23 protein-coding genes are annotated in these 25,053 nt (G+C 69.4%); 8 read left to right on the top strand and 15 right to left on the bottom strand.

The window, feature by feature from the left end; all coding sequences use genetic code 11:
• Positions 1–3: 3 nt before the first annotated feature.
• Positions 4–363: a ZIP family metal transporter gene (locus P1K31_RS06785; protein ID WP_276305528.1), complete on the top strand. Its 360-nt coding sequence runs from the start codon at positions 4–6 to the stop codon at positions 361–363.
• Between the two features lie 94 nt (positions 364–457).
• Here P1K31_RS06785 and P1K31_RS06780 read toward each other — a convergent pair whose 3' ends face one another.
• The 6 genes from P1K31_RS06780 to P1K31_RS06760 all read right to left on the bottom strand — a co-directional run bounded on the left by P1K31_RS06780 (position 458) and on the right by P1K31_RS06760 (position 7,153).
• A complete protein-coding gene (locus P1K31_RS06780) occupies positions 458–607 on the bottom strand; it encodes a DUF7557 family protein (protein WP_276305527.1) in 150 nt (49 codons plus the stop codon).
• Between the two features lie 49 nt (positions 608–656).
• On the bottom strand, positions 657–755 hold the full coding sequence (locus P1K31_RS22205; protein WP_465261742.1) for a DUF7989 family protein: 99 nt from the start codon (positions 753–755) through the stop codon (positions 657–659).
• 151 nt (positions 756–906) lie between these two features.
• On the bottom strand, positions 907–2,925 hold the full coding sequence (locus tag P1K31_RS06775) for a type II secretion system F family protein (protein WP_276305526.1): 2,019 nt from the start codon (positions 2,923–2,925) through the stop codon (positions 907–909).
• Positions 2,922–5,393, bottom strand: coding sequence for a type II/IV secretion system ATPase subunit (locus P1K31_RS06770; RefSeq protein ID WP_276305525.1), 2,472 nt, complete (start codon positions 5,391–5,393; stop codon positions 2,922–2,924). The genes P1K31_RS06775 and P1K31_RS06770 overlap by 4 nt, the downstream gene beginning before the upstream one ends.
• 96 nt (positions 5,394–5,489) lie before the next feature.
• Complete coding sequence (locus P1K31_RS06765; protein WP_276305524.1) at positions 5,490–6,668, bottom strand: pyridoxal phosphate-dependent aminotransferase; 1,179 nt, start codon at positions 6,666–6,668, stop codon at positions 5,490–5,492.
• Complete coding sequence (locus tag P1K31_RS06760; RefSeq protein ID WP_276305523.1) at positions 6,665–7,153, bottom strand: Lrp/AsnC family transcriptional regulator; 489 nt, start codon at positions 7,151–7,153, stop codon at positions 6,665–6,667. The genes P1K31_RS06765 and P1K31_RS06760 overlap by 4 nt, the downstream gene beginning before the upstream one ends.
• 170 nt (positions 7,154–7,323) lie before the next feature.
• Here P1K31_RS06760 and P1K31_RS06755 point away from each other — a divergent pair, with 170 nt between their 5' ends.
• Complete coding sequence (locus P1K31_RS06755; protein WP_276305522.1) at positions 7,324–7,512, top strand: DUF7317 family protein; 189 nt, start codon at positions 7,324–7,326, stop codon at positions 7,510–7,512.
• A 124-nt stretch (positions 7,513–7,636) separates the two neighbouring features.
• Positions 7,637–8,248 carry a thioredoxin family protein gene (locus tag P1K31_RS06750; RefSeq protein WP_276305521.1) on the top strand — a complete coding sequence of 204 codons (612 nt, stop codon included), beginning with the start codon at positions 7,637–7,639 and terminating at the stop codon, positions 8,246–8,248.
• A 21-nt stretch (positions 8,249–8,269) separates the two neighbouring features.
• Here P1K31_RS06750 and P1K31_RS06745 read toward each other — a convergent pair whose 3' ends face one another.
• The 3 genes from P1K31_RS06745 to P1K31_RS06735 form a co-directional block, all read right to left on the bottom strand.
• Positions 8,270–10,081 carry a formate/nitrite transporter family protein gene (locus tag P1K31_RS06745; RefSeq protein WP_276305520.1) on the bottom strand — a complete coding sequence of 604 codons (1,812 nt, stop codon included), beginning with the start codon at positions 10,079–10,081 and terminating at the stop codon, positions 8,270–8,272.
• A gap of 62 nt (positions 10,082–10,143) precedes the next feature.
• Positions 10,144–10,917 (bottom strand): iron-sulfur cluster assembly protein, encoded by a 774-nt coding sequence (locus P1K31_RS06740; protein ID WP_276305519.1) that lies wholly within the window; start codon positions 10,915–10,917, stop codon positions 10,144–10,146.
• On the bottom strand, positions 10,917–11,978 hold the full coding sequence (locus tag P1K31_RS06735; RefSeq protein ID WP_276305518.1) for an amidohydrolase family protein: 1,062 nt from the start codon (positions 11,976–11,978) through the stop codon (positions 10,917–10,919). The genes P1K31_RS06740 and P1K31_RS06735 overlap by 1 nt, the downstream gene beginning before the upstream one ends.
• Positions 11,979–12,094: 116 nt before the next feature.
• On the opposite strand from P1K31_RS06735, the gene P1K31_RS06730 reads away from it, so the two are divergent.
• Positions 12,095–13,141 carry an NAD(P)-dependent alcohol dehydrogenase gene (locus P1K31_RS06730; protein WP_276305517.1) on the top strand — a complete coding sequence of 349 codons (1,047 nt, stop codon included), beginning with the start codon at positions 12,095–12,097 and terminating at the stop codon, positions 13,139–13,141.
• Positions 13,142–13,170: 29 nt separating this feature from the next.
• Here the strand turns inward: P1K31_RS06730 and P1K31_RS06725 are convergent, their stop codons facing one another.
• The gene (locus tag P1K31_RS06725) at positions 13,171–14,790 is read right to left on the bottom strand and encodes a uracil-xanthine permease family protein (protein ID WP_379793945.1); all 1,620 of its coding nucleotides are present in this window, start codon (positions 14,788–14,790) and stop codon (positions 13,171–13,173) included.
• A gap of 421 nt (positions 14,791–15,211) precedes the next feature.
• Here P1K31_RS06725 and P1K31_RS06720 point away from each other — a divergent pair, with 421 nt between their 5' ends.
• The 3 genes from P1K31_RS06720 (at position 15,212) to P1K31_RS06710 (ending at position 18,856) form a co-directional block, all read left to right on the top strand.
• The gene (locus P1K31_RS06720) at positions 15,212–15,877 is read left to right on the top strand and encodes an O-methyltransferase (protein WP_276305516.1); all 666 of its coding nucleotides are present in this window, start codon (positions 15,212–15,214) and stop codon (positions 15,875–15,877) included.
• A 72-nt stretch (positions 15,878–15,949) separates the two neighbouring features.
• On the top strand, positions 15,950–17,605 hold the full coding sequence (locus P1K31_RS06715; RefSeq protein WP_276305515.1) for a long-chain fatty acid--CoA ligase: 1,656 nt from the start codon (positions 15,950–15,952) through the stop codon (positions 17,603–17,605).
• 99 nt (positions 17,606–17,704) lie between these two features.
• On the top strand, positions 17,705–18,856 hold the full coding sequence (locus P1K31_RS06710; RefSeq protein ID WP_276305514.1) for an acyl-CoA dehydrogenase family protein: 1,152 nt from the start codon (positions 17,705–17,707) through the stop codon (positions 18,854–18,856).
• Positions 18,857–19,032: 176 nt separating this feature from the next.
• On the opposite strand, the gene P1K31_RS06705 is transcribed toward P1K31_RS06710, so the two are convergent.
• The 3 genes from P1K31_RS06705 to P1K31_RS06695 all read right to left on the bottom strand — a co-directional run bounded on the left by P1K31_RS06705 (position 19,033) and on the right by P1K31_RS06695 (position 20,333).
• On the bottom strand, positions 19,033–19,392 hold the full coding sequence (locus tag P1K31_RS06705; RefSeq protein ID WP_276305513.1) for a GNAT family N-acetyltransferase: 360 nt from the start codon (positions 19,390–19,392) through the stop codon (positions 19,033–19,035).
• 79 nt (positions 19,393–19,471) lie between these two features.
• Positions 19,472–19,888, bottom strand: coding sequence for a luciferase domain-containing protein (locus tag P1K31_RS06700; RefSeq protein ID WP_276305512.1), 417 nt, complete (start codon positions 19,886–19,888; stop codon positions 19,472–19,474).
• Positions 19,889–19,985: 97 nt separating this feature from the next.
• Positions 19,986–20,333, bottom strand: a complete 348-nt coding sequence (locus P1K31_RS06695; protein ID WP_276305511.1) for a hypothetical protein — start codon at positions 20,331–20,333, stop codon at positions 19,986–19,988.
• Between the two features lie 160 nt (positions 20,334–20,493).
• Here P1K31_RS06695 and P1K31_RS06690 point away from each other — a divergent pair, with 160 nt between their 5' ends.
• On the top strand, positions 20,494–21,294 hold the full coding sequence (locus tag P1K31_RS06690; RefSeq protein WP_276305510.1) for an N-acyl homoserine lactonase family protein: 801 nt from the start codon (positions 20,494–20,496) through the stop codon (positions 21,292–21,294).
• On the opposite strand, the gene P1K31_RS06685 is transcribed toward P1K31_RS06690, so the two are convergent.
• Both P1K31_RS06685 and P1K31_RS06680 read right to left on the bottom strand, forming a co-directional pair.
• On the bottom strand, positions 21,295–23,760 hold the full coding sequence (locus P1K31_RS06685; protein WP_276305509.1) for an efflux RND transporter permease subunit: 2,466 nt from the start codon (positions 23,758–23,760) through the stop codon (positions 21,295–21,297).
• Between the two features lie 6 nt (positions 23,761–23,766).
• Positions 23,767–25,047, bottom strand: a complete 1,281-nt coding sequence (locus tag P1K31_RS06680) for a COG1361 S-layer family protein (protein WP_276305508.1) — start codon at positions 25,045–25,047, stop codon at positions 23,767–23,769.
• Positions 25,048–25,053: the final 6 nt, after the last annotated feature.

Here is a 25,053-nt window from a genome sequence, read left to right as displayed (position 1 = left end):
GACGTGGCCCTCACCGGCTACCTCGCCGCACTGACGCTCGGTGCGCTCCCCGCGGTCGGTGACTTCGCGGGCGGCCTGCTCGCGGAAGCGATCCGCGTCCCCGAGCGGACGCTGCGCCCCTCGCTACACCTCGCGGCGGGGATGGTCCTCGGCGTGATCGGCGTGACGATCGGGTACTGGGCGGTTCGCGGACAGCCGCCGGTCGTGAAACTCGGCCTCCTCGCGTTCACCGTCGGGATCCTGCTCACCGTCGTGGTCGAGGACACCGTCCCCGAGCCCCACGAGGGCGAGCAGGTCCGCCTCGCGGCCGTCGCTCCGATCTTCGGGTTCGCCCTCTTCGGTCTCGTCGCGGTCTACCCCTGACGGCCGCGAGGCGAGCGACGCGTCGCGTCGCTCACGGCGGTGAGAACGACGGGGGAGCCGACGGCGCGGCGACGACTCGGGACTACGGCCGGGGTTACAGTTCGTCGCCGCCGTGAAAGAGCGTTAGCTCCTCCGCCTCGTAGATGTTGATCAGCTCCGTGACGAGCTCGTCGTAGGTCTCGTCCTCCTCGCGCAGGCCGTTCAACCGTTCGATGGTCTCCTCGCGCAGCTCGACGGTGGGCATGACGGGAGACACTACGTCGACGGACCGTATTAATCTGTGGCCGGAACGCTCAGTCCGCCCGCTCCGCACCTCGTTCCCAGACGCTCTCGACCGATTCGCCGTTCGGTGGTGTGTGATCTACGTCCTTCAGTGTCTGCTTCGCAGCCATCTTGCCATGCGATAGCAGGACACTACTACTTAAATCCTTCATGAAACGAACACTAACTCTCCCAGGCGACTCGCATTGTATTATGCTCCTAGTACTCCTCCTGGGACGCCCGGTCGCCCGGACGGTGCTCCACGGAAGAGACGTTCCTCCCTCATATGACGATGAACACCAGCAGCGCGAGCGTCGGCAGGACGACGACGAACTTCGCCCCGGCCAGGAGGCTGACGTCGCGGATGTACCCTGCGATGACGCCCGAGATGATCGCCTGGAACGTCACGGCGTGGAAGAACAGGAGCGTCAGCAGGTCGGTGTCGACGTTGCCGCCGAACCCCCCGCCGCCGCTCGATCCGCCGTCCGCGCCGCTCGACGCCTGCGAGGCCAGTCCGGCCATCACGTCGAGGAACTTCACCTTGAGGATGGCCATCACCCCGAGGAGCGTCACGAACGTCATGATGATGATCACCACCTGCATGCGGGTACGGGACTTGCGGTCACGGTCGATGTCGTCCTGGTTCTCGCTCGCCTGCGCGGCGGTCGTCAGGACGGCGGTGATCTGGCTCGACGCCTCCTGTGCCTTCGAGATGAGCTTCACGGTCCGGGCGAGCCGGGGGATGCGGTACGCGTTGTTGAACTCGCGGAGCGCCTCCTTGAGGCTCGTCCCGTAGTGCACCTTCGCGTGGATGGTCTCGAACTCGTCGGCGAGCCGTCCCCGGGAGGTGTCGGCGACGACCTCGATCGACTCGAGGAGCGTCATTCCCGTATCGTTCGCCGACGACAGCTTTCGGAGGTCCTCCGAGAGCTTCCCGACGACGCTGCGGCGCGTCTTGACGTTCCACTCGTAGAACGCCGTCAGCGGGACGAGGTTGACGTAGAGCGGGACGTAGAGGAGGAAGAACGTGCTGCGGACGGGCGCGTCCTTCAGCCCGTCGACCGAGAGGGGGACGAACCCCGCGAGGACGAAGAACGCGAGCAGCACGAGCGTCGCGGGCGCGGTGACGAACAGCACCGTGAGCGGGTGATCCCGGAAGAAGTGGTGGGGGTTCCTGAGTATCTCGACGGTCTCGTGGGTCCCCTCGCGGCTCCGGACGCGGTCGAAGACGCGGTAGCGCCCGGCGTAGCGCTCGATGAGGCCGAGGCCGAACAGCCCGCCGCCCTCCTCGTCGCGCCCGTCGTCCGCCCGGAGGTAGCCGTCGCCGACCTCGTCCTGGACGACCGTGGAGATGAGCACGAGGAAGCCGACCCCGACGAGCGGGATCAGGCCGTAGACCGTCCCGTACAGCAGCGTCGTCTGGGCATCGCCCATCATGCTCATGATGACGAGGATGATGATGAGCAGCAGGGGAAACAGCGAGAGGGTCATGTACATCTCCCCGAACAGTTCGAGGGTCTCGAGGATCGTCTCCTGTTCCTGCTTCGAGGTGCGCATCTGCTTGTCCTTCTGGTCCTCGAGGAAGCGCGCCATGTTCCCGCCGGAGTTGACGATCGAGAGCATGTCGGTGAGGAACTGGCCCAGCTCGTCGCTCGGCGTCCGGAGCGCCTGGTTTCGGATGGCGGTCCGGTAGTCGGTGTCGAAGTACTGCGTCTCGAGGACGATGCTCTGGAACTCCTTCGACACCTCGCCGTAGGTGTCGTCCGCGGTCGCGATGGCCTCCAGGATCTCGAGCTGGTTGAGTCCGCCGACCGAGAGTGCGTACATGAACGAGACGGCGTCGGAGAGGAGGACGTTGATCTCCCGCTTCCGTTCGCCGGCCACGTAGTACGGGACCGCCGCGAGCGATCCGAAGCCGAGCGCGAACCCGACGGCCCCGAACACCACCCCGCCGAGGGCGATCAGCGCGGGGACCTTGACGGCCTGGACGACGGCCAGCAGTTCCGGGTCGAGGGGCACCCCGAGGATGCTCGGCGTCCCGACGACGAACAGCTCGAAGACGAGGTACGTGAGGAGGGTTCCGAGCACCCACAGGAGCCCCCCGACCAGGACGCCGACGGCCATCGCGCGCGAGAGGTACAGCTCGACGGTGTGGGCCATTCGCGCCTCGGCCAGCTTCCGCTCGACCGACTCGACGAACTCGCTGTCCTCGTCGAACACCCGGCGGTAGAGGGGGTAGAACGCGTCGCCCAGAGTGTCCGAGCTCCCGAACTGCGCATCCGTCGCCGATCCGAGGCTCATCCGTCCTCCCCCTTCGGTCTGAAACCGCCGAAGCCGTCGGGATCATCGGGTTCATCGGGTTCGTCGGGATCATCGGGACTGTCGGGTTCGTCGGGACCGTCGAGGTCGTCGAGGTCGTCGAGGTCGTCGAGGTCGCCGGGGGGGTCGACATCCCCCGCGGCCATCGAGGTGACGGCGTCCTCCAGCCCGTCGACGCGCTCTCCCTCGTACGTCGACAGGAGCGACTCGCCCTCCCGCAGGATCCCGCGCACCTCCTCCAGGATCTCCGGGAGCGGATCGGGTCGGGGGACCATCTCCTCCTTCTCGGGGTCGATGTCGATCTCCACCGACTCCATCTCCCGGAGGTCCTCCAGGCTCCGTTCGAGTTCGTCGTTGGCGATGAGCGTGAGGATGGTGTCGGGGTCGTTGATGAACGCCTGGAGGGTCGCCGCGACCTGGGTGTAGGTGTTCAGCCCGCGCTCGATGAGGTAGGCGAGCACCAGCCGACGGGTGAACAGTTCCTCCCCGAGCCGGTCGGGCGACCACCCGCGGTCGAAGGTGATCTCCTCTGCGGTGTTCGACTGGCCCGTATCCAGGAACTCGTCGCTCTCGGCCTGCCACTGGTAGACGTCCCGGACGTTGATCTCGTCGTTCTCGGCGTCGTAGCGGTTGATCTCGGTGATCGACTTGTTCCGGCGGACCTTGCTGCCGCCCACGCGCGTCGAGGTCTGGACCGAGACGAGGTCGAGGGCCGTGAACATCGTCTTCGAGACGTTGATCGGCTCGGTCGTGAACCGCTTTATCACCTCCCCGACCGAGTCCGCGTGGAAGGTGGTGAGGGTGGTGTGGCCCGTGGACATGACCTGGAAGAGGGTCCGCCCCTCCTCGCCGCGGATCTCGCCCATCACGATGTACTCGGGGCGCTGGCGGAGCGCGGCCTCCAGCAGGTCGAACTCGTCTACGTCCCCCTTCCCGTCGTCGGAGAAGGAGGGTCGGGTCACGCTCGCGATCCAGTTGCGCTGGGGGAGTTCCACCTCGCGGGTGTCCTCGATGGAGACGATCTTCGACTGCGAGGGGATGAACAGCGAGACGGCGTTGAGCGAGGTGGTCTTCCCGGAGGCCGTCCCGCCCGCGAAGATGAGCGACTTGTGGTTCTCGATGCAGAGCCAGAGGAAGGCCATCTCGTCGAGCGAGAACGTCTTCCAGTTGATGAGGTCGATCGGCGTGAACGGGACGTCCTTGAACTGGCGGATGGTGTAGTTCGTCCCGTGGTCCGACACCTCCCTCCCGAGGGTCAGCTGCGCGCGCGACCCGTCGGGCAGGCTACAGTCGACCTGTGGCTGGCGCTTCGAGATGCCCTTGCCCGAGCGCTGGGCGAGCTTCACCACGAAGTCGTCGAGCTCCGACTCGCCGTGGTAGACGTTGGAGATGATCTGCTCGTGGTCGGTGTGGTAGACGAACACCGGGGAGTTGTACCCGTCACAGGAGACGTCCTCGACGTTGATGTCGTGCTTGATCGCGTCGATGCGCTCGTAGCCGACGAAGTCCCGTCGGAGCACGTAGAGTAGCTTCTCGACCTGGTACTCGGTGAGCGTCGGGGCGTCCTCCTCGACGAGCGCCGGTTCTGGCCGGACGGCGATGCCGTCGAGGTCGCCCGAGCGGACGACCGGTTCGTCCTCGAAGCCGAACAGCCCCTTCAGCCGCGCGACGACCCCCGACGCGTCCTCCTCTCCCCCGTCGTCTCCCTCCTCGCCCTCGGCCGCGCCGCCCGCCGCGCGCGGCTCGGAGGCCAGCGCCGCGATGTCGCCCTCGTAGAGGTTGTACCGGTCGAGCAGGCGCTTGGTCTCGCGGGCGATGACCTCGCCCCGCGATTCCTCGCCCCCCTTGACGACGATGTCGTCGTCGGAGTACTTGATGGCGGTTCGGAGCTTTCCGGTGAGGAACTCCCGCAGGTCGCGCTCGATCGGCGTGAAGTGTGGCTCGACGACGTAGTACTTCCGCTCGTTTTCCCTCTCCGAGTGGAAGATGATCACGAACGCGTAGGGCTTGTTCACCCAGTAGCGGTCGACCTCGCGGAAGTGCGACTTCTTCGCGAGCGGTACGGCCCGTTCGAGGTCGTAGCGGCCGACCACCGTCGAGTGGCCCTCGACGGTCGAGAAGAACTCGTCCTCGTCCACGTTCGGGTCGACGTCGACCGTGCGCGCCTCGACGATCCCGTCGAGGACCGACGCCGCCGTCCCGCCCCGGCTCAACCGCCCGGAGAGCCGCGTCGAGTCGAACCCGAGCGCCTCGCTCTCGTCGAACGCCACCGCCTCCCCACCGGTGCGTGGCGGCTCCCCGTCCTCGTCGTAGAAGTACTCGCGCTTGTAGTCCTCCCAGGTGTACTCCCCGACCGCGACAGGCGTCCCGTCCGCGCTGTCGGACGCCTCCTCGTCGCCCGAACCCTCCGGGATCCCCGCTCGGTCCGCGAGGGCGTCCTTGCTGGCCATGACGGTTCCACGCCCCACGTGTCAAAAAACTTTTTGTCCATATTGTGAATGTATCGAACCCGTACCTGTCGGGTAAATCGACCGGGTACGTGGGTATCAGGCGACGAACCGCTCGATGCGGTTCATCGCCTCCCGCAGGTCGTCGAGGCCGGTGGCGTAGGAGACGCGGAGGTGGCCCTCCCCGCCCGCGCCGAAGGCCTTTCCGGGGACCATGGCGACCGACTCGGCCTCGAGCAGCGCCTCCGCGAACGCGTCGGCGTCGTCCCAGGGGCACCTCGGGAAGACGTAGAACGCCCCGGTGGCCTCGAAGCAGTCGATCCCTATCTCCGCGAACCGCGCGAGGACGAACTTCCGGCGGCGGTCGTACTGACGGCGCATCTCCACCACCTCGTCGCCGCACTCCTCGATGGCCGTCAGGGCCGCGTACTGGGCCGTCGTCGGCGCCGAGAGCATCGTGTACTGGTGGACGCGGTTCATCGCGCCGATCGCCTCCGCCGGGCCGAGCGCGTAGCCGAGGCGCAGTCCGGTCATCGCGTAGGCCTTGGAGAAGCCGTTGAAGACGATCGTGCGCTCGCGCATGCCCTCCTGGGTGGCGATGGAGGCGTGCTCGCCCTCGTAGGTGAGTTCCGCGTAGATCTCGTCCGCGAGGACCGCGAGGTCGTGCTCGCGGGCGAAGTCGGCGACCGCGGCCACCTGTTCGCGCGTCAACGTCGCGCCGGTCGGATTGTTCGGGTAGCACATGACGAGCGCGTCCGCCTCCTCCGCGCCCGCCTCGGCGAGCACCTCGGGGGTGAGCGCGAAGTCGTCCTCGACGCGCGTCGGGACGGGGAGCACCTCGCCGCCCGCGAAGACGACCCCCGGGACGTAGGAGACGTAGGAGGGCTGGGCGACGGCGACGGTGTCGCCGGGGTTCACGAGCGCGCGGAAGGCGAGGTCGATCCCCTCGCTCGCGCCCGCCGTCACGAGCACCTCCTCGTGGGGGTCGTAGTCGAGGCCGTGGCGCTCGCGGCAGTCGGCGGCGATGGCCTCGCGCAGCTCCCGGGTTCCGCGGTTCGCGGTGTAGGAGGTGCGCCCCCGCTCGAGCGACTCGATGGCGGCCTGTCGCGCGCGCCACGGGGCGGTGAAGTCCGGCTCCCCGACGCCGAGCGAGATGACGTCGTCCATCTCCTCCGCGAGTTCGAAGAAGCGACGGATCCCCGACGGCGGCACCTGCCGGACGCGGTCGGACACCCGGAGCGGGCCGATCGGTTCCGTCGTCGGGTTCGGCCCGCTCATGGCGTCACCGACAGTCGATCGTCGTCGTGGCCGTCGCCGAACTCGATGCCGGCCTCCTTGTAGCTCTCCATTATGAAGTGCGTCACCGTCTGGGTGACCTCGGGGACGGGCGCGATCTGCTCGCTGACGAACCGGGAGAGCTCGCTCATCGAGTCGGCCTCGACGGTCAGCGCGAAGTCGTAGTCGCCGCTGACCAGCCTGAGGGTGCGCACCTCGTCGAACTTGACGAGCCGCGCGGCGATGTCGTCGTAGCCCGTCTCGCGGTCGAGCGTCACGTTGCACTCGACGAACGCGCGCACGCGCTCCCCGTCGACGGCGTCCCAGTCGACGACCGCCTGGTAGCCGCGGACCGCCCCGTCGGACTCGAGCGCGTCGATGGCCGCCGCTACCTCCTCCTCCGCCGCGCCGAGCTGACGTGCGATGTCGGCGGTGTCGTATCGGGCGTTCTCGCACAGCAGGTCGAGGACGTCGCGCTGCGTGTCCATGCCACGTGTCGGGAGGACGGCGATAAAGAGGCTTTCTCCTCGCGGGCCGCGCGGTTCGATCCCTCTAGCGGCCCTTCACATCTCGGAACGCCTCGAAGGGAGGGCGGATGGACCTTATAGATATATTATCTCACGATATACTTATAGGGGTAAACCGCATCGTTGTTCACATGCGCACCCACGCCGTCGGGACGGCGATCGCACTCTACGAGACGGGCGACATCACGCTCGAACAGGCCGCGAACTACGCGGGAGTGACACCTGGCCGGATGGCCGAGAGCCTCCGCGCCCGCGGCGTCGAAATCAGGCAGTACGCCGAGCGCCCCGCCGCGGCCGGCGCGCCCCTCGCCGTCCGCTGAGGTCGGCGGCGTTTTCTACAGCTTGTAAGTCCCGTTCGCGCGAGCGCACGCGCACCATCCACCAGGCGGGCGGATCGCACCGAACGGGAAAACACACATTCCCCTTCGATCCCTACGTTCGGCCATGGTACTCGAAGAATCCGTTCAGGAACTCGAACGCGGCGACGCCGCGCCGAACTTCGCGCTCCCCGGCACCGACGGCGAGGAGTACTCCCTCGCCGACTTCGCCGACTACGAGGCGCTGCTGCTGGTGTTCACCTGTAACCACTGCCCCTACGCGAAGGCGAAGTTCGACCTGCTCAACGAGATCGCGGCGGCGTACGACGAGGTGGCCGTCGTCGGGATCAATCCCAACGACGCCGAGGAGTACCCGGAGGACTCCTTCGACCGGATGGTCGAACTCGTCGAGGACGGGACGATCCGCTACGACGCCTACCTCCGCGACGAGAGCCAGGCGGTCGCCCGCGACTACGGCGCGGTCTGCACGCCCGACCCGTACCTGTTCGGCCGACGCGAGGGCAGCGGGGAGCGACGCGCCTCGGGGAGCGCGAGCGGCGACGGGCAGCGAGCCGAGTTCCGTCTCGCGTACCACGGCCGCCTCGACGACGCGCTCAACCCGGACGCGGAGCCCACGGAGCTCTACGTCCGCGAGGCGATCGACGCCGTGCTCGCCGGCGAGGACGTGGCCCTCGACTTCATGCCCTCGCGGGGCTGTTCGATCAAGTGGCGGGACTGAGCCGGGTCGCCCCGGCGGGTTCTACCCCCCGAAGAGCCGCTCGCGGAGCGTGCGTTCGATGGCCCGCTCGACGAGCAGCACCGACCGGTTCGTGTCGTTGACGACGTCGAAGTGAAGCGAGTCGGTGAGGAGGCGGGAGAGCAGCCCCCGGTCGGTCGCGCCGATCAGCAGTAGCGTGTGGTCCGCGGCCTCGCGGGCGATCGCGCCCTCCACGTCGCCCGAGTCGTCCACCGCGAGGGCGGCGTCGTCCAGGTCGTGCTCGGTGGCCCAGTCAGCGAGGAACCGCTCGCCGGCCTCGCGCTCGTCGGGACCGTCGACGACGTGCAGGAGCGTGATCTCGGAGCCGACCGTGGCGTGGAGCCCCCGCGCCACCTCGGCGGCCAGGTCGCTGTTGTCGTCGCCGTCGGTCGGCAGGAGGACCCGTGAGGCGTCCTGCCCGCGATCCTTGAGCACGAGGAAGTCGCAGGGGAGCTGGTTGGTGAGTTCGCTCAGCGGCCGCTCGGCGCGGCCGGCGGCCCACAGGCGGTCGTCGTCCCAGCCCATGACCACGAGGTCGGCGCGCTTGCGATCGGCGAGGGTGAAGATCTCCTCGAACGAGCGGTGGGTGACGACCGTGGAGGTCTCGCAGTCGACGCCGTAGGTCTCCGCCCGCTCGCGGACGCTCTCCAGCAGGTCGTCGGACTCGGAGACGATCCGCTCGCGCTGGGCTGCACCGTATCTCCCGGCCGCCCGTTCGGGTACCTGAACGATGTGGACGGCGTGGACGACGGCGTCCTCCCGTTCGCCGGCGAGCGTGCAGGCGAGGTCGGTGAGGTGCGACTCGGTGCGCGGGTTCGAGATCGGAACCAGGACGCGGTAGGTGTCCTCGTCGGGCGGTAGCTCCTCGGTGGTGTCGATCAGCGGGACGTACGAGCGGCCGACGAGCCCGCCGAACAGCCACTCCCGCACCGAGAGCTGTCGTTTCGCGCCCTCGAACCGGGCGGATCGGAGGCGCGTCTCCGTCGTCTGGAAGTAGTTGACGACCGTCACCAGCACGACGCCGCCGACGGTGTTGCCGAGCAGGACCGGGATCACGAACTCGGTCATCCCGACGCCGACGGTGAGTTCGCCGAGCAGGACCAGGTACGTCATCTCGGTGAAGGAGACGACGGAGTGGAACAGGCCGCCGAGCGGGATCGACAGGAAGGCCAGGTAGACGACCACGAGCCGGGAGATGGTGTCGCGGGCGGCGTACTCGACCCAGACGACGCCGGCGACGATGAGCCCGGCGAAGGCCGCCTTGGTGAACAGGGACCACCACCCAGTCTCGACGCCCTTCTGGCTCAACTCCGCCGCGACCGTCGCGGCCTCCGGCGAGAGCACGCTGCCGAACGCGAGGGCGGCCGCCCCGGCCGCCCCGCCGGCGAAGTTGCCCGCCAGCACGACCAGCCAGTTGCGCAGCAGCGCCGGGACGCTGGCCAACCGCTCGAGGGTGAGCGCGACCGGCGGCAGCGTGTTCTCCGTGTACAGCTGATAGCCGCCGATGATGATGTAGATGAACCCGAGGGGGTAGAGGAGCGCGCTCAACACCGGATCGCCGCCCGTCTCGGCCGTCAGCGAGACGTACAGCAGGAACGTGATGGTGATGGCGAAGCCGCCCGCGAGCGCGCTGAAGAACAGTTCCCGGCTCCCGGAGGTGATCTCCTCGTCTGCGGCCGCGACGATCCGCTGGAACACCTCGTCCGAGGAGAAGCGATCCCGGACGACCTTCCCGACCGCCGGCGCGCCGCTTCTCGACCGCTCGACCGCCTCGCGAACGGACTCCTCGGGATCGAGGCCGTCAGAACCTGCCATTACCGGGGGAACCCACCCCGAAAACTAAGCGTTTGGCATCCCGCTCGCCGCCCGCGCCCGGATCAGTCGTCCGTCTCGGCGACGCCGCCTCCGCTTCCGTACCGCGCCCGACGGAGGCCGTCGCAGACCGTCCCCTGTCCCGTCATGTTCGTCCTCGCCAGGCGCGCGCGCCGGTGGACGAGGTCGAACGAATCGACCGTGAACGGGTCGCCGTCCGGCGTGGCGAACAGGCGGTCGTCCGGTCCCTCGGCGATCCCCGCGTCGGTCGCCTTCTCGACGTAGCGCGCGAGCGGTTCGCGGGGGACGAACACGACGAGCGCGTCCCCGTCGAGGTCGACCGACGCGCGGTCGGGTTCGGCGTCGAGGGTCACGTCCCGGCGGCGGAGGCGGGCGACCTGCGCGGGGCGCACGCCCGCGTCGAGCAGCGCCTCGACCGCCCGGTACTGGCGGGCCAGGCGCGCCTTGTCGTCCAGGACCGCCCGGACCGCCTCCACGCCCTCCGTCGCGTCCTCGAAGACCGCCTCGAAGTCGCGGTCCGCGTTCACTCCCTCGGTGATCTCCCGTTCGTGCATGTGATCGACCAGTTCGACCCGGACCGCCTCGACGCCGTCGAGCGCGAGGGTCTCCTCCCGGGCGTCGCTCGCCATCATCCACGCGAAGGCGGGCGAGCACCACGCCGTCGGGAGCGCCATCCGGACGGAGACGCGCGGGGGGTCGACCTCGACGCGCTCGACGTACTCTAGCTCGACGATCGAGCGGTCGAGTTCCGGGTCGGTGACCCGGTCCAGCCGGTCGAGGACGGCCGTTCGCGTGACCGCGGAGGCGCGTCCGCTCATCAGTCGTCGGCCGCCGCCGGACCTCGGTCGTACTGATCGGCGAGGTCGAACCGCTCGCTGATCTCGTCGCCCCGGAGGTCGCTCGCCCGCCGCGGGATGTCGATGTCGTAGAGCCGCGCGGCGTTCTCTCCCATCACCTTCCGTTTCACGTCGAGGTCGAACTCCACGCCGTATTCGGCTTCCTGATCGGACGCGAGTTCGAACTCCATGACCGCCTCGACGAGCCAGTCGGGTTCCCAGATGGCGTAGTCGCTGCCGAACAGCACCCTGTCCTCGCCCAGCCAGAACAGGAGTTCGCCCAGGATCTCGCCGAACTTCCGCGGGCGCGACAGCGCGAGCGGCGCGGCGACGGCGAGGCCGCCGTAGACGTTCGGCTCCTGGGCGGCGATCCAGCAGAAGTCGTCGAGCCGCGGCAGTCCGACGTGTTCGACGACGAAGTTGAGTTCCGGGAACGAGGTGGCGGCGTCGTCCACGTCGGCGACGTCGAAGGCGTCGCGGTTGAGCGGGCGGATGGTCGGTCCCTTGTGCGGGTGGATGTTCTCGATGCCGAGTTCGGCGCACTTCTCGAGGTACTCGAAGGCCTCTTCGGAGTCGAGCCGCCAGCCCTTCGAGTCGCCCTTCCACTCGGCGGTGTAGAGTTTCACCCCCTGGAGGTCGTACCGCTCGTGGTCGCGTTCGAGCTGCTCGAGGCCCTCCTCGCCGTCGCGCGGGTCGAACCGTCCGTTTAAAATGAATCGCTCGGGGTGCTCCTCCGCCAGTTCGGCGTTCTGCTCGGTCGTGTTGAACCCCTCCTCGTAGAACTCGCTGAGGTACGTCGGCTGGAAGATCGCCACGTCCACGTAGCCGTCGCGAAACAGGTCGCGAAGCAGCCGATCGGGCCCGTACTTGCGGTACTCCGAGAGGTCCCACTGGTGCTCCTCGGGCGTGAAACCGGTGTGGTAGTCGTAGAAGCACTGGATGAACTGCTCTCCCCCTTCGTGGACGATGTTCTCCTCGCTCGCGTCCCACATGTGGACGTGCGAGTCGAGGACGAACACGTCCTCCCCGTCGTACTGGTACATACCGATTCTACATGAGCACATGGTAGCAAATCACTTGTGACTAATTGACGTGATCCTGAACGTCTGGACGCCGTGGACATACCTTTTACTCGTCGCCGGACGTGCGGTGGAACGCCATGCGAGCCGCCCGACTACACGAGTACACCGACGACATGAGCGAGGCGCTCTCCATCGACGAGGTGGACCGCCCCGAACCGGCGCGCTCCGATCACGTGATCGTGGAGGTCGAGGGCGCGGGCTGGTGCCAGACGGACAACCACATCATCGAGGGGATGTGGACGGACTACGTCGAGCAGGACCTCCCGCTGACGCTGGGCCACGAGAACGCCGGGACCGTCGTCGAGACCGGAGAGGAGGTGACGACCGTCGCCGAGGGCGACCGGGTCATCTGTCACCCGGTCCTCCCCTGCGGGAAGTGTCGGCCCTGTCGGATGGGCGAGGACATGCACTGCGTGAACCTCTCGTTCCCGGGGCTCACGACCGACGGGGGATTCGCGGAGGCGCTGCTCACCTCGGAGCGGTCGGTGGTGGCGCTGCCCGACGGCGTCGATCCGATCGACATCGCCCCCCACGCCGACGCGGGGATCACCGCCTACCACGCCGTCAAGAAGGCCGTCTCGCGGCTCGTCCCCGGCGACTACGCCGTCGTGGTTGGCGTGGGCGGGCTCGGTCACATCGGGCTGCAGTGTCTGGATGCCATGAGCGCCGCACGGATCGTCGCCCTCGACGTGAAGTCGGAGGCGCGCGAACTGGCCGAGGAGCTCGGCGCGGACTACACGCTCGATCCGGGGAGCGACGACGTGCCCGCCGAGATCGAGTCGATCACCGACGGCCAGCTGGCGAAGCAGGTGGTCGACTTCGTGGGGCGGGATCCGACGCTCGCGCTCGCGCCGGAGATCGTCGCCGGGACCGGCGAACACCACGTCGTCGGGTACGGCGGGCACGTCCACGAACCGGCGCAGTCGCTCGTCAGCGGCGAGTTCTCCTACGTCGGCACGCTCGTCGGCAAGTACACCGAGCTCCAGGAACTGATGGCTCTCGTCGCGCAGGGCGACGTCGAACTCCACACATCGCGCTACGGGCTGGAGGAGATCAACGACGTGGCCGAGCGCCTCGAACACGGCGAGATCGAGGGCCGGGCGGTCATCACGCCGAACGCCTGAGACGGCGGGACGACCGATTCTCCGGCCGGTCAGTCGGCGCTCTCGGCGGACGTCCCCTCGCCGCGGAGGAACCGGTCGTAGGCGGACTGGAAGTCCTCGTCGCCCTCGGCGATGCGGGCCCAGTCGGCCAGCCCGCGCTCCTCGGGCGTCCCCTCGATCGTGTTGTCGAGGAAGAGCGCGACGATCCCCCCGACGGCCATGTTCGTCGTCCCGAGGATGTAGAGGGTCCCGCCGACGGCGTTCGTCGCGAGGACCGACCCGACGACGGGTACGGTCGCGAGTCCCTGCTGGAACGCCGTCGCGTCGCCCACCGCGCTCATGTACGAGGGGACGGCCATCCCCGCGAAGACGGCGAGGCCGATCGTAAAGAGGTTCCGCGAGGAGTCGAGGTCGACGTACTTCAGGTTCGACAACCCCACGGCGACGATCTGCCCGAACATGGCGATGTAGAGCCCGCCGACGATGGGGTCCGGGATGGTCGCGATGAGGGTCCCGAAGTAGCCGACGAAGCCGACGACGAGCATCACCGTCGCGCCGATCTGGACGACGTAGCGCGAGGCGACCCCCGTCAACCCGATCGCGCCGATGTTCTCCGAGTAGGAGGTCGACCCGCCGGTCCCCATCATCCCCGCGAAGACGTTCATCAGCCCCTCCATGCCGATGCCGTGGTTGATCCGTCGCTCGCTCGGCGCGCCGACGCCCGAGAGGCGGGCCACGGCGTGGTAGTCCGCGAAGCTCTCGATGATCGACGCGAGGACCCCGGCGAACATGCCGACGACGAACGACGCCTGGACCCTCGGCATCCCCCACATGAACGGGTAGACGGCGTAGACCGGTTCCGCCGAGGCGACCGAGCGCAGGTCCACGTAGCCGATCGACCCCGGCGCGTACACCCCGGCGACCGAGAGGACGGCCGCGACGGTCCACGCACCGGCGATGCCGAGGATGACGGGAAAGAGGCCGAACGCCCGGCTCCGGTCCCCCAGGTACTGCGAGAACAGGACGATGAGCCCGAGCGTGAGGCCGACGAGCCACCAGTTCTGCTGTGCGCCCGCGACGCCGGGGTTCACGTCGACGATCTGCGGGGCGGAGAAGAGCGACAGGCCGATGAGCGCCACCACGGGGGCGACGACGACCGGCGAGATGTACGAGCGGAGGCGGCCGACGACGCCGAGGTAGCCGATGGCGACCTCCGCCAGCGCCGCGACGACGATCGCCCCCTGGAGGTAGAGCAGCTTCGACTGCCAGTCGGGCAACCCGGCGACGGCGGGGGCCGCCGCGACGATGGCGATGCCCGGCGCGAGCATCGAGAACGGCGCGCCCTGGACGATCGGATACCGGTTCCCGAACGTCGTCTGCGCCAGCGTCGCGACCCCGGAGACGACGAAGAACGTCCCGACGAACTTCGCCGTCACGTCCTCCGGCATCCCCATCAGGCCGGCAAGGATCAGCGGCACCGCGATGTTCGCCCCCACCATCGTGAGGTAGTGCTGGACGCCGAGGACCACCGACGTCCCCATCGGCGGCCTGTCCTCGATCCCGTACTCGACCAGCGACGCTCTCCCCTCGCTCGACGCTCCTCCCTCGACCGGGTCGTCCACCCCGGTCGGGCTGTCCCCCTCGCTCGCATCGTCACCCTCGTATCCCATGCAAATTGTCCGAGGATCGACGACCGCCCGGATAAAGGCGTCGTCACGCGATCACGGTGTCCGAACGTTTACATACGAGGGGGAGGCCAGCGACCCCGTGCGCTGAGAGTCGCCGTGCGGCGTTCCGCGGTTGCGCGACGCACCGCCGCACGCCCCCTCGCCGGCCGCCCGCAGACCCCCGGGCGGCTCCCGCCGGCCCCCCGCGTCGCCTGTTCGCCCACCTTTTGCTGCGGGAGCGGCCGGAGGCCGCTCCCGGGCAAAACCTGGACCAAAACCTCGGTGCTCCCTTCGGTCCGCGCCGAGTCCGTTCGTTCGGCCTCCGGCCTCACTCACGGTAGCGCGACACCATGCCTCGCGAGCACTGTCCGCGGAGTCGCCTGTTCGCCCCGAGGCTTTTGCCCTCGCCGCGCGAGACGGAGCCATGAACGACGTCGTTCCCGAGCGCATCGAACGGTTCGCCCGCCTCGTCGGTCCCGACGCCGACGCGGTCGTCGCGGAGATGGACGCCTACGCCGAGAAGCGGGACTTCCCGACGGTCGGCCCCGCCGTCGGAGGCTGGCTGCGCCTGCTCGCGACGATGGTCGGTGCGGAACGGATCTTCGAGTTCGGCTCGGGATTTGGCTACTCGGCCTACTGGTTCGCCGGGGCGCTCCCCGAGTCCGGCGAGGTCGTCCTCACCGACCGCGACCCGGATGACCTCGCCCGCGCCCGCGCGTACCTGGAGCGCGGCGGCTACCTCGACCGCGCCGCCTTCGAGCAGGGCGACGCGGTCGAGGTCGTCGAGCGCTACGACGGCCCGTTCGACGCGGTGCTGATCGACAACGAGAAGCATCGCTACGCGGAGGCGTTCCGCGCCGTTCGGGGGAAGGTCGCCCCCGGCGGCGTGGTCGTCGCCGACAACGCGATCACCGCCGATCCGATCGACTTCGACGCGCTGGTCGCCCTGATGGACGGCGAATCGGTCGAGACAGACGAGCACACGCGCGGCGTCCACGAGTACCTGACGACCGTCCGCGACGATCCGGCGTTCGAGACGGCGCTGATCCCCGTCGGGGAGGGGATCGCGGTGAGCTACCGCACCGGGTAGCGGCGCGTCGATCGCCAGACGGGGCTCGGTTCTATGACAAACGTTAGTAGTCAGCAGTTCCACCGTTCGTACATGCCAGGCGGCACTGACATGACGCTTCGACCGTTTCTCTGGCGAGCCGAACGGCTCTACCCGGACACGGAGATCGTCTCTCGGACGGCGGAGGGCATCACGCGCTACACCTACCGGGAGTACGGCGACCGCGTCCGCCAGCTCGCGAACGCCCTCGACGACCTCGGCATCGAGGCGGGTGACCGCGTGGCGACGTTCTGCTGGAACCACCACCGGCACTTCGAGGCGTACTTCGCCACGCCCTCCATCGGCGCGCAGCTGCACACGATCAACCCACTGCTCCCTGCAGAGCACATCCGCTACATCGTCGGCAACGCCGAGGACCGTGTGCTGTTCGTCGATCCGTCGCTGATCGAGGCGCTCGAACCCGCCGTCCAGTCGCCGGAGTTCGACGCGGTGGAGCGGTACGTCGTGATGGGTGAGGAGCCCCCCGAGACCTCGCTCGATCCCGTCGTCTCCTACGAGGAGTTCATCGGCGACCGTCCGACGGAGTACGACTGGCCGGACGTGGGCGAGGACCAGCCCGCGGGGATGTGCTACACCTCCGGCACGACCGGAAACCCGAAGGGTGTCGAGTACACCCAGAAGATGCTCTGGGCGCACACGATGGCGACGATCACGCCCCAGGGGCTCGGAATCGCCTCCGACGACGTGGTGATGCCCGTCGTGCCGATGTTCCACGTCAACGCGTGGGGGATGCCGTTCACTACCACCGCCGGCGGCGCGAAGCACGTCTACCCCGGCCCCTCGCCGACCCCCGAGGACCTCGCCGGCCTCATCGAGGAGGAGGCGGTCACCATCACCGCGGGCGTTCCCACCGTGTGGCTCGGGCTGATGGACTACTGCGAGGAGCACGACGTCGACCTCTCGTCGCTGGAACACGTCATCGTCGGCGGGTCGGCCGCGCCGAAGTCCATGATCCGCTGGTTCGACGACCGGGGCGTCGAGGTGCTCCACGCCTGGGGCATGACCGAGATGTCGCCGATCGGCTCCATCTCGCACCTCAAGGCGGACCTGGAGAGTGCTGACTACGAGACGCAGGTGGACAAGCGCGCCAAGCAGGGCCTCATGGTGCCCGGCCTGGAGTTCCGCGTCGTCGACGACGACGGCGAGGAGGTGCCGTGGAACGGCGAGGACTTCGGCGAGCTCTGGGTGCGCGGCCCGTGGGTGACGACGGAGTACTTCAAGCGCCCCGACGCGAACGAGGAGGACTTCGAGGACGGCTGGCTGAAGACCGGCGACGTCGTCACCGTCGACGAGGACGGCTACATCAAGATCGTCGACCGCGCGAAGGACGTGATCAAGTCCGGCGGGGAGTGGATCTCCAGCGTCGAACTGGAGAACTCCGTCATGGCCCACGACGGCGTGGCCGAGGCGACGGTCATCGGCGTCCCCCACGAGAAGTGGCAGGAGCGGCCCATCGCGTTCATCGTCGCCGCGGAGGGGGCCGACGAGGCGACCGTCGAGTCCGAGGTGATGGACATGCTCGCGGCGGAGTACCCGAAGTGGTGGCTCCCCGACGACGTGGTGTTCATCGACGACGTCCCGAAGACCGCCACCGGGAAGTTCTCGAAGAAGGACCTCCGCGATCGGTACAGCGACGCGTCGATGTTCGAGGGGCAGGCCCCCGAGGAGGCGGCCCCCGACGACGACTGAGACTCGAAGCGACTCGTTTTCGGACCTTCCCGTTGAACTGTCGTTCCGGCGTTACGGGTTTCAGGAGCTACATTACGCTCGAAACCGTACTCGGTGACTATGGAACTGTTGGACGAGGGCGTCGTTCCGGAGCACGCGCGGGGCGTCAAGCGGGAGGCCCGCGAGTTCGCCGCGGAGCACATCGCCCCCGTGGCACGGGAGTACCACAACTCCGGGGAGTACCCGTGGGAGATCCTCGAGGCGGGGATGGACGCGGGGCTCGTCGCCCAGGACATCGACGAGGAGTACGGCGGGCGCGGCCTCGACCTCCACGAGATGCTCGCCATTGCCGAGGAGTTCTTCCGCGCGGACGCGGGCATCGGCCTGACGATGATGCTCGCCTCCTTCGGCGCGGAGATCGTCGAGGAGTTCGGCAGCGAGGAGCAGAAGGAGGAGTACCTCCGTCCGGTGGCCGAAAACGAGGCGATCACGGGGCTCGCCGCCTCCGAACCGGAGACGGGCAGCGACCTCGCGGGGATGACCACGAGCGCCGAGCGCGACGGCGACGAGTGGGTGATCGACGGCGAAAAGTACTGGATCGGCAACGCCGTCGAGGGCGACTGGGTCACCCTCTACGCGAAGACGGGCGACTCCGACGACCGCTACTCGAACTACTCGCTGTTCATCGTCCCGACGGACGCGCCGGGGTACGAGGCCGAGCACATCCCCGAGAAGATCGGCATGCGCGCCTCCAAGCAGGGACATATCGTCCTCGACGACTGCCGGATCCCGGAGGAGAACCTGATCGGGGTCGAGGGTGCGGGCTTCTACATGCTCGCGGAGTTCTTCAACCACGGCCGCGTGGTCGTGGGCGGGCACGGCCTGGGGCTGGCCGCCGCCGCCATCGAGGAGGCGTGGGAGTTCGTCCACGGCCGGCAGGCGTTCGGCCGCGACGTGAGCGAGTTCCAGGCCGTCCAGCACATCCTCGCGGACATGCGCACGGAGTTCGAGTCGGCACGAGCGCTCACCTGGCGGGCCGCGGACAGGGTCGCGGCCCAGGACAACGCCGGGCTGTGGGCCGCGATGGCGAAGACGAAGGCGACCGAGACGGCGAACGACTGCGCCGAGCGCGCGATGCAGCTCCACGGCGGGCGATCGATCCTCCGGGATCGGCGCGTCTCGCGGGTCTACCGCGACGTCCGCATCCCGGTCGTCTACGAGGGCGCGAACGAGATCCAGCGCAACCTCGTCTACAGCCAGTCGACGTTCTGATCGGGGCCCCAACCTTTTCGTCGCCTCCCCGCGTCGGGGACGTATGCGCCGCGCGACGCTGCTCGTGCTGGTCGGCCTCGGCCTCGTCGTGTTCCCCGAACCCGCGACGACGCTGCTGGGCGTCGTCGTCTTCCTCGCGGGAGTCGTCCTCTACCTCCGGTAGGGTTCCGAAGCCCTCAGAAGCCCTCGCGGAGGACCGTCTCCTCCGGCGGGAACAGGGCCGAAAGCGTCTCGCGCGCCTCGGCGCTCGCGTCGAGGCGACCGAACCGCGCCGCCTCCTCGACCGAGAGGTAGCCCACGGCGTGCCGCTCGCCCCTGATGCGGTGGGTGAACCAGTGGTGTCGGCCGGTGCAGCACAGTTCGTCGCCGTCGTAGATGCCCCGGCGCGCGCCGATCCGCGCCGGAGCGGGGAGGTCGTCCGGACCGTCGAGCGGGTCCGGGCGCTCGGTCGGGCGGAAGGCGTAGGTGACGAGTCGGCGGAACGCCTCGACGTCGGCGTCGGGGACCGGGCGGTAGTCGTACTCGGCGTCGGTCATGGTCGACGGTGCGCGCGTGCCGGCTTAAACGCACCTCGGGGGGTCGCGCGCTACCGAGCGACGCGGGGGAGGGCTCCGGCTACGTGACCGTCCCGACGCCCAGCGCCTCGCGGACGGCGGCGCTCGGGTTCAGCCGGTCGACCACCGCGCCGACGTCGACCGCCTCGACCTCGGGCGGCGCGTCGTCCCGGCGCTGGAGCGCCCGGACGTGTCGGAGGTACGACAGCCGGAGAAGCCATACCGCCCCCCTCGTGCCCGCCTCGCTGTCGAGGTAGTAGGTCACCCACCCGGACTCGGGGTGGACGTGGTGCGGCGAGGCGACGCCCTCCTCGACCAGAGCGTCCCTGAGTCGCCTCGTGAGCGGTACGTCGACCTGCCACTCCCCGTGGAGGTGGCCGATCTCGCGCCCCCCGACGGTGAACTCCCGGCCCGCGAAGCGGTGTGGCGCGGTCGAGACGCCGGGCCAGGTTTCGACTTCCGCTGTGATGTCGATCATGGTCTCACGGCGGACAGGGTCGGCGCTCGGCGACGGGCGTCGAACGCGCCGCGTCCGTCGATACTGAGTAGGACGCGGGCGTGGATGAGGGCGTCGCCTACCGGTCCCGATCGTCCACGAGGAGGCGGTAGTCCTCGAGGGCCTCCCGCACCCGCTCGGCTCCGTCCGTCCCCTTACGCTCGGCCCCGCAGGCGACCCACCCCGTTCCGTCGCCGTGGCGGGTGCAGCCGTAGCGGGTGTAGCCGTACGGACGGTAGGCGTCGTCGGTCTCGAGCACGACGTCGATGACGCCGTCCGCCCGTCCGTCGTCGGGGGCGACGGCGGCACGAGTGGCCTCGTCGTGGTCCATCACCCACACCGCGACGGCGTCGCCGCCGAGCAGGTCGCGCGCCTCGCGCTCCGTCAGGGGAGCGTCGGGCCACTCCTCGATCGGTGGCGGGGCCATGCGACGCGTTCGCACTGCTGGGGCTTAGCGACTGCGGCGACTACTACGTACGGAATACTCTCACCGTGTCAAACAATAACCCGCTCCGCGGGCCCGATCGGCCGTCGACTCCCCGCGTCCGGACTCGCGTTTTATGCTACGCCCGGCCGACAGGTACGGCATGGCAGACGTCGATCTCACCGTGCTGGATCGAGGGCGCGTCCGCGCCGACACGAACTTCGTCGTCGACGGCTCCGCCGTCGCCACGGCGTCGAACCCGGACCCCGAACACGATTACGCCGCGTTCGCGGTGTGGAACCTGGTGATCGAGACGCCGGAGGCGACCGTGCTCTGGGACACCGGGTCGCATCCGGAGGCGGGCGACGGCTACTGGCCCGAACCGCTGTACGACGCGTTCGCGCACGTCGACGCCGCGGACCACCCCCTCCCGGACGACCTCGACGCGGCGGGCTACGACCTGGCCGACGTCGACGCCGTGGTGACGAGCCACCTCCACCTCGATCACGCGGGCGGCCTCGAACACTTCGCCGGGACGGACGTGCCGATCTACGTCCACGCCGAGGAACTGCCCTACGCCTACTTCAGCGCCAAGACGACGGAGGGCTCGATCGCCTACCTCGCGTCGGACTTCGACCACGACCTGAACTGGCGGGTGGTCTACGGGGAGCGCGCGACGCCCTTCGAGGGGGTCGAACTGCTCCATCTGCCCGGACACACGCCGGGGTTACTGGGCGCACTGATCCACCGGTCCGATAACGATCCAGTGCTCGTCGTCGGCGACGAGGCGTACGTGGCGGCGAACTACGAGGAGGGGCGGCCGATGGCGACGAGCCTGCTCTGGAACAACGCCGCGTGGCGCGAGACGCTCGCCCGCGCGCGGGAGATCGAGCGCCGGAACGACGCCTACGTCGTCCTCGGGCACGACCTGGAGCGGTTCGAGGAGATGCAGTCGGTGCTCTGATCACGCCGCCCCGTTCGTCACCCCGTTCACCAGCCCCTCCAGCCGCGCCCAGACGACGAGCGTCGCGGGCGTGACGAGCAGCGCGGTGAGGTAGGCGTAGAGGATCGAGAGGCCGGTGAGGACGCCGAACTGCCCGAGGATGGGCGTGATGGCGAGCACGAGCACGCCGATGCCGAAGACCGTGGTGAGCATGCTTCCCGTGAGCGCCCCGCCGGTCCCCTGGACGGTCCGGGTCAGCGCCGGCCCGAGGTCGCGCTCCTCGTACTCGTCGGCGAAGCGGTGGACGACGTGGACCGAGTAGTCGATGCCGAGGCCGATCGTGATCGAGAGGATCGTCGCCGTGAGCGCGTTGAACGGGATGTCGAGCGCGCGCATCGACCCGCCGATGAGGGCGAGGGTGACGAGGATCGGGACGAGGTTGGCGATCCCGAGCGACCAGTAGCCCGCGATGGCGCGGTAGACGACCACGAGGAAGACGGCGGTGAGCGCGAGCGCCAGCGCGAGGCTGCGGAACGCGGACGCGAAGATGACGTCCGAGACGGCGGCGAAGACGACCGTCTGGCCGGTGGCGGTCGCGTCGGCGCGGTGGCGCTCGGCCATCCGTCGACCCGCGTCGGCGACGGCGTCCTGCTCGGCGTCGCCCTCCGCGGCGTAGACGACCTGCGCGCTCCGGTGGTCGGGCGCGAGGTAGCGCTCGGCCCCCTCGCCCGCGGGCGACGATTCGAGCGCGGCGTACACCTCCCCGAGGTTCCGGTCGGGGACGCCGTTGCCGTCCCGGTCGTTGCGCTCGACGAGCGCGGCGAACTCGGGGTCGGCGGCCGCCCGCGCCTGGATCACCGAGAGGACGCTCTCGGAGCGCGCCCGGCGGTCCTCGCTGACGAGGGGTGCGGGCGGGTCCTCCTCCGCGCGGTGGATCGCCTCCAGGGCGGTGTCGCGCTCCATCGGCCCCTCGACGTAGACCGTCACCGACTGCCGGTTGCCGGAGGCGAAGTTCGATTCGAGGTAGTCGAGCGTGCTCGTGACCGTGTACTCCCCGGGTGCGAACGGTTCGGGGAGGGCGTCCAGGTACGCGGGCGTCTCCTCGGGCGGGAGGAAGTCCTCCTGCCGGAAGCTCGTGTCCACGCCCGTCGCGTAGCCCCCGGCGGCGACCGTGAGCACGGCGACGACGAGCAGGACCGCGACCGGCGCGCGCCGCGCGAGGACGACGCCGGCCGAGAGCGCGCGCCCGAGGGCGGTCCCCTCGCGCCCGAGGGGTTGCTGGCTGAACTGGGGGAGCCACGTGTCGGCGGCCAGTCGGTCGAGGAGGAGCTTCGCCGCCGGGAGGAACACCCCGAAGATGAGGAAGGTGAACGTGATGCCGACGGCGGCGACGAGGCCGAACTGTCGGATCGGGCCGAGCGAACTCGTCCCGTTGGCGGCGAAGCCGATGACGGTCGTCCCGGTGACGATGAAGAACGCGACGAGGAGCTGTCGGAGGGTGCGGCGCATCGACTCGTCGCGCGACGCGGTGGGGCGCTCCTCGCGGTAGCGGTTGATCGCGTGGATGCCGAAGTCGATCCCGACCGCGAGCAGCAGCGGAGGCACCGCGATGAGCAGCTGGGAGAACGGGACGCCGACGAGCCCGGTGAACCCGAACGTCCAGACGAGCGTCATCGCCAGCGCGACCACCCCCAGCAGGAGGTCGAGCGGGTCGCGGTAGGCGACGACGAGGAAGAGGACGATGAACAGCGCCGCGGCCGGCACGACGACGATCAGCGAGTCGAAGATGACCCGCGAGAACTCGTCGTTCACGAGCCCCGAGCCGAACACCTCGATGCCGGGCGCGGTGGCGGCGACGACCCGCTCGGACCTGAGCTGGATGCTCGTCAGCGCGTCGGCGCTCCCGCCGGGACCGGCGGTCTCGGAGTAGGCGGGGACGTCGTGGGAGACGGAGCCGATGCTCGCCGAGGCGGTGGCCGACTCGGGGTTGAAGTCCGTCGAGAGGCTGGCGTCGAAGCCCGGTCGATCGGCGGCGCGGCGGACGGCGGCGTCGATCTCGCCCGGGGTCGCCCGCTCGACGGCGCGGATCTGTGCGTCGAGCGTGGTCGCGGTCGGATCGAGCTCGCGGGCGACCCCCTGGGCGGCGCTGCTCGTGCCGACCACGCGGAGGTCGGGGCGCTCCGAGAGCGCCTCCTGCGTTTCGAGCATCCGCAGCAGCGCGGGCTTCGAGAGGACGTTCCCCTCGCGCTGGATCAGCGACGTGCTCGCGGTGCCCGGCGCGAACGGCGGCGTGAACTCGCGGCTCACGTCCTCGAACGCCGCCTGCGCGGGGACGTCGGTCGTGAACTGGTCCGTGCCCGTCTCCGTCGAGATGTTCCCGAGGCCAACGGCGAACACGCCCGTCAGGAGCAGGAAGGCGAGGACGACCGTCTTCGTCCGCTCGACGACGAGGGCGTCGACCCGATCGACGAGGCGCGCGACGTCCATCGTCGGTCAGCGGCGACCGACGAGGAGGTAGCCGAGCGCGAGCGCGCCGAGGCCGCCGACCCCCAGCAGCCACCGCTGCCACAGCACCCCGCCGCCCTCCCCTCGCTCGATCTCGACGGGCACACGGTAGGTCGAGGAGAGCCGCGTGTCGCCGTCGCCGTCGTCGTACTGGAAGTCGAGCGAGACCGGGTAGTCCTTCGCCAGCGCGCTCCCGGCCACGCTCACCCGGAAGGTGAGCGTGGCGGACTCGCCGGGGTCGAGCGCCCGGACGTACGCCTCGCTGTCGTCCACCGACACGGGGTCGTCGCCGAACAGCTTCGCCGACACGTCGGTCACGCGCTCGTCGCCGGCGTTGGTCACGCGCAGGCGAACCTCGCCGGAGTCGCCTGCCGAGACGTTCGTCCGGATCGACTCGACGGCGAAGGCGTCCCGCTCGGCGCTCACGTTCGTCGCGACGTACAGCGGGGCGCTCTCGGTCACGCTCCCGTCGTCGGTCGGGTAGCGGACGACGAGGTCGAACTGCCGCGGGCCGGCGCTCGCGGCGTCGCTCACGGAGAGGTCGTACGCGAACCGGGCCTCCTCGCCGGCGGCGAGGTCGCCGAGGGCGTACTCGGTCTCGGTCGCGGTGACCGTCCCCCCGCGCTCGCGCAGGAGGAGCACGGCGTCCTCCACGTCGTTCGGCCCCGCGTTGGCGATCGTTCCCGAGAGGGTACCGTCGGCCCCGACGCGCAGCGTCGAGTTACCGTCCTCGATCGCGAACGACTGGCGCTCGCCGGGGGTCACGCCCGCCGCGTACGGCCCCGCGCGCCCGCGGTTCCCCGCCTCGTCGGTGTAGTCCGCCGTCACGTCGATCGCGTACGAGCGGTTCTCCGCGCTCGGCGCGAACGACGCCTCGGCCTCGATCGTCGCCTCCTCGCTCGCGCCGAGGTCGCCGACGTAGACCCGCGCGGTGGGTGCGCCGCCGAACGTGAGCGCCGCGTTCGACGACTGCAGCGTGACGGCCACCGCCGAGAGGTCCTCCTCGCCGTCGTTCTCGACGACCACCTCGACGGTCCCGGTCCCGCCCGCGTTCGCGGACGTACTCGCCGAGGCGATCTCGAGGTCGGCCGGGACGGCCTGCGGACCGGACGGCGCGGGGGGTTGCGGTGGCGCTCCCGCTCCCCCGTCAGTTCCCGCCGTCGCGTTCGTCCCGTTCTCCGGGGCCTCCTGTCCGAACGCGGTCGGCGCGACGCCGACCGCGACCGCCGAGAGGACCAGCACCGTCGCGAGGAGGAGGGGCCGCCGCATCAGAAC

It is taken from the genome of Halomarina halobia, assembly GCF_029338575.1.
Lineage (GTDB): Archaea > Halobacteriota > Halobacteria > Halobacteriales > Haloarculaceae > Halomarina > Halomarina halobia.
This window is presented reverse-complemented; position numbering and strand designations above follow the sequence as displayed.

Excerpts from the sequence above, each read along its gene's own strand:
- P1K31_RS06745 (WP_276305520.1), bottom strand. The coding sequence starts at position 10,081 with ATGGCAGGTTCTGACGGCCTCGATCCCGAGGAGTCCGTTCGCGAGGCG.
- P1K31_RS06710 (WP_276305514.1), top strand. The coding sequence starts at position 17,705 with ATGGAACTGTTGGACGAGGGCGTCGTTCCGGAGCACGCGCGGGGCGTC.
- P1K31_RS06725 (WP_379793945.1), bottom strand. The coding sequence starts at position 14,790 with ATGGGATACGAGGGTGACGATGCGAGCGAGGGGGACAGCCCGACCGGG.
- P1K31_RS06735 (WP_276305518.1), bottom strand. The coding sequence starts at position 11,978 with ATGTACCAGTACGACGGGGAGGACGTGTTCGTCCTCGACTCGCACGTC.
- P1K31_RS06750 (WP_276305521.1), top strand. The coding sequence starts at position 7,637 with ATGGTACTCGAAGAATCCGTTCAGGAACTCGAACGCGGCGACGCCGCG.
- P1K31_RS06780 (WP_276305527.1), bottom strand. The coding sequence starts at position 607 with ATGCCCACCGTCGAGCTGCGCGAGGAGACCATCGAACGGTTGAACGGC.
- P1K31_RS06765 (WP_276305524.1), bottom strand. The coding sequence starts at position 6,668 with ATGAGCGGGCCGAACCCGACGACGGAACCGATCGGCCCGCTCCGGGTG.
- P1K31_RS06775 (WP_276305526.1), bottom strand. The coding sequence starts at position 2,925 with ATGAGCCTCGGATCGGCGACGGATGCGCAGTTCGGGAGCTCGGACACT.
- P1K31_RS06695 (WP_276305511.1), bottom strand. The coding sequence starts at position 20,333 with ATGGCCCCGCCACCGATCGAGGAGTGGCCCGACGCTCCCCTGACGGAG.
- P1K31_RS06705 (WP_276305513.1), bottom strand. The coding sequence starts at position 19,392 with ATGACCGACGCCGAGTACGACTACCGCCCGGTCCCCGACGCCGACGTC.
- P1K31_RS06755 (WP_276305522.1), top strand. The coding sequence starts at position 7,324 with ATGCGCACCCACGCCGTCGGGACGGCGATCGCACTCTACGAGACGGGC.
- P1K31_RS06770 (WP_276305525.1), bottom strand. The coding sequence starts at position 5,393 with ATGGCCAGCAAGGACGCCCTCGCGGACCGAGCGGGGATCCCGGAGGGT.
- P1K31_RS06730 (WP_276305517.1), top strand. The coding sequence starts at position 12,095 with ATGCGAGCCGCCCGACTACACGAGTACACCGACGACATGAGCGAGGCG.
- P1K31_RS06760 (WP_276305523.1), bottom strand. The coding sequence starts at position 7,153 with ATGGACACGCAGCGCGACGTCCTCGACCTGCTGTGCGAGAACGCCCGA.
- P1K31_RS06740 (WP_276305519.1), bottom strand. The coding sequence starts at position 10,917 with ATGAGCGGACGCGCCTCCGCGGTCACGCGAACGGCCGTCCTCGACCGG.
- P1K31_RS06690 (WP_276305510.1), top strand. The coding sequence starts at position 20,494 with ATGGCAGACGTCGATCTCACCGTGCTGGATCGAGGGCGCGTCCGCGCC.
- P1K31_RS06685 (WP_276305509.1), bottom strand. The coding sequence starts at position 23,760 with ATGGACGTCGCGCGCCTCGTCGATCGGGTCGACGCCCTCGTCGTCGAG.
- P1K31_RS06720 (WP_276305516.1), top strand. The coding sequence starts at position 15,212 with ATGAACGACGTCGTTCCCGAGCGCATCGAACGGTTCGCCCGCCTCGTC.
- P1K31_RS22205 (WP_465261742.1), bottom strand. The coding sequence starts at position 755 with ATGGCTGCGAAGCAGACACTGAAGGACGTAGATCACACACCACCGAAC.
- P1K31_RS06700 (WP_276305512.1), bottom strand. The coding sequence starts at position 19,888 with ATGATCGACATCACAGCGGAAGTCGAAACCTGGCCCGGCGTCTCGACC.
- P1K31_RS06680 (WP_276305508.1), bottom strand. The coding sequence starts at position 25,047 with ATGCGGCGGCCCCTCCTCCTCGCGACGGTGCTGGTCCTCTCGGCGGTC.
- P1K31_RS06715 (WP_276305515.1), top strand. The coding sequence starts at position 15,950 with ATGCCAGGCGGCACTGACATGACGCTTCGACCGTTTCTCTGGCGAGCC.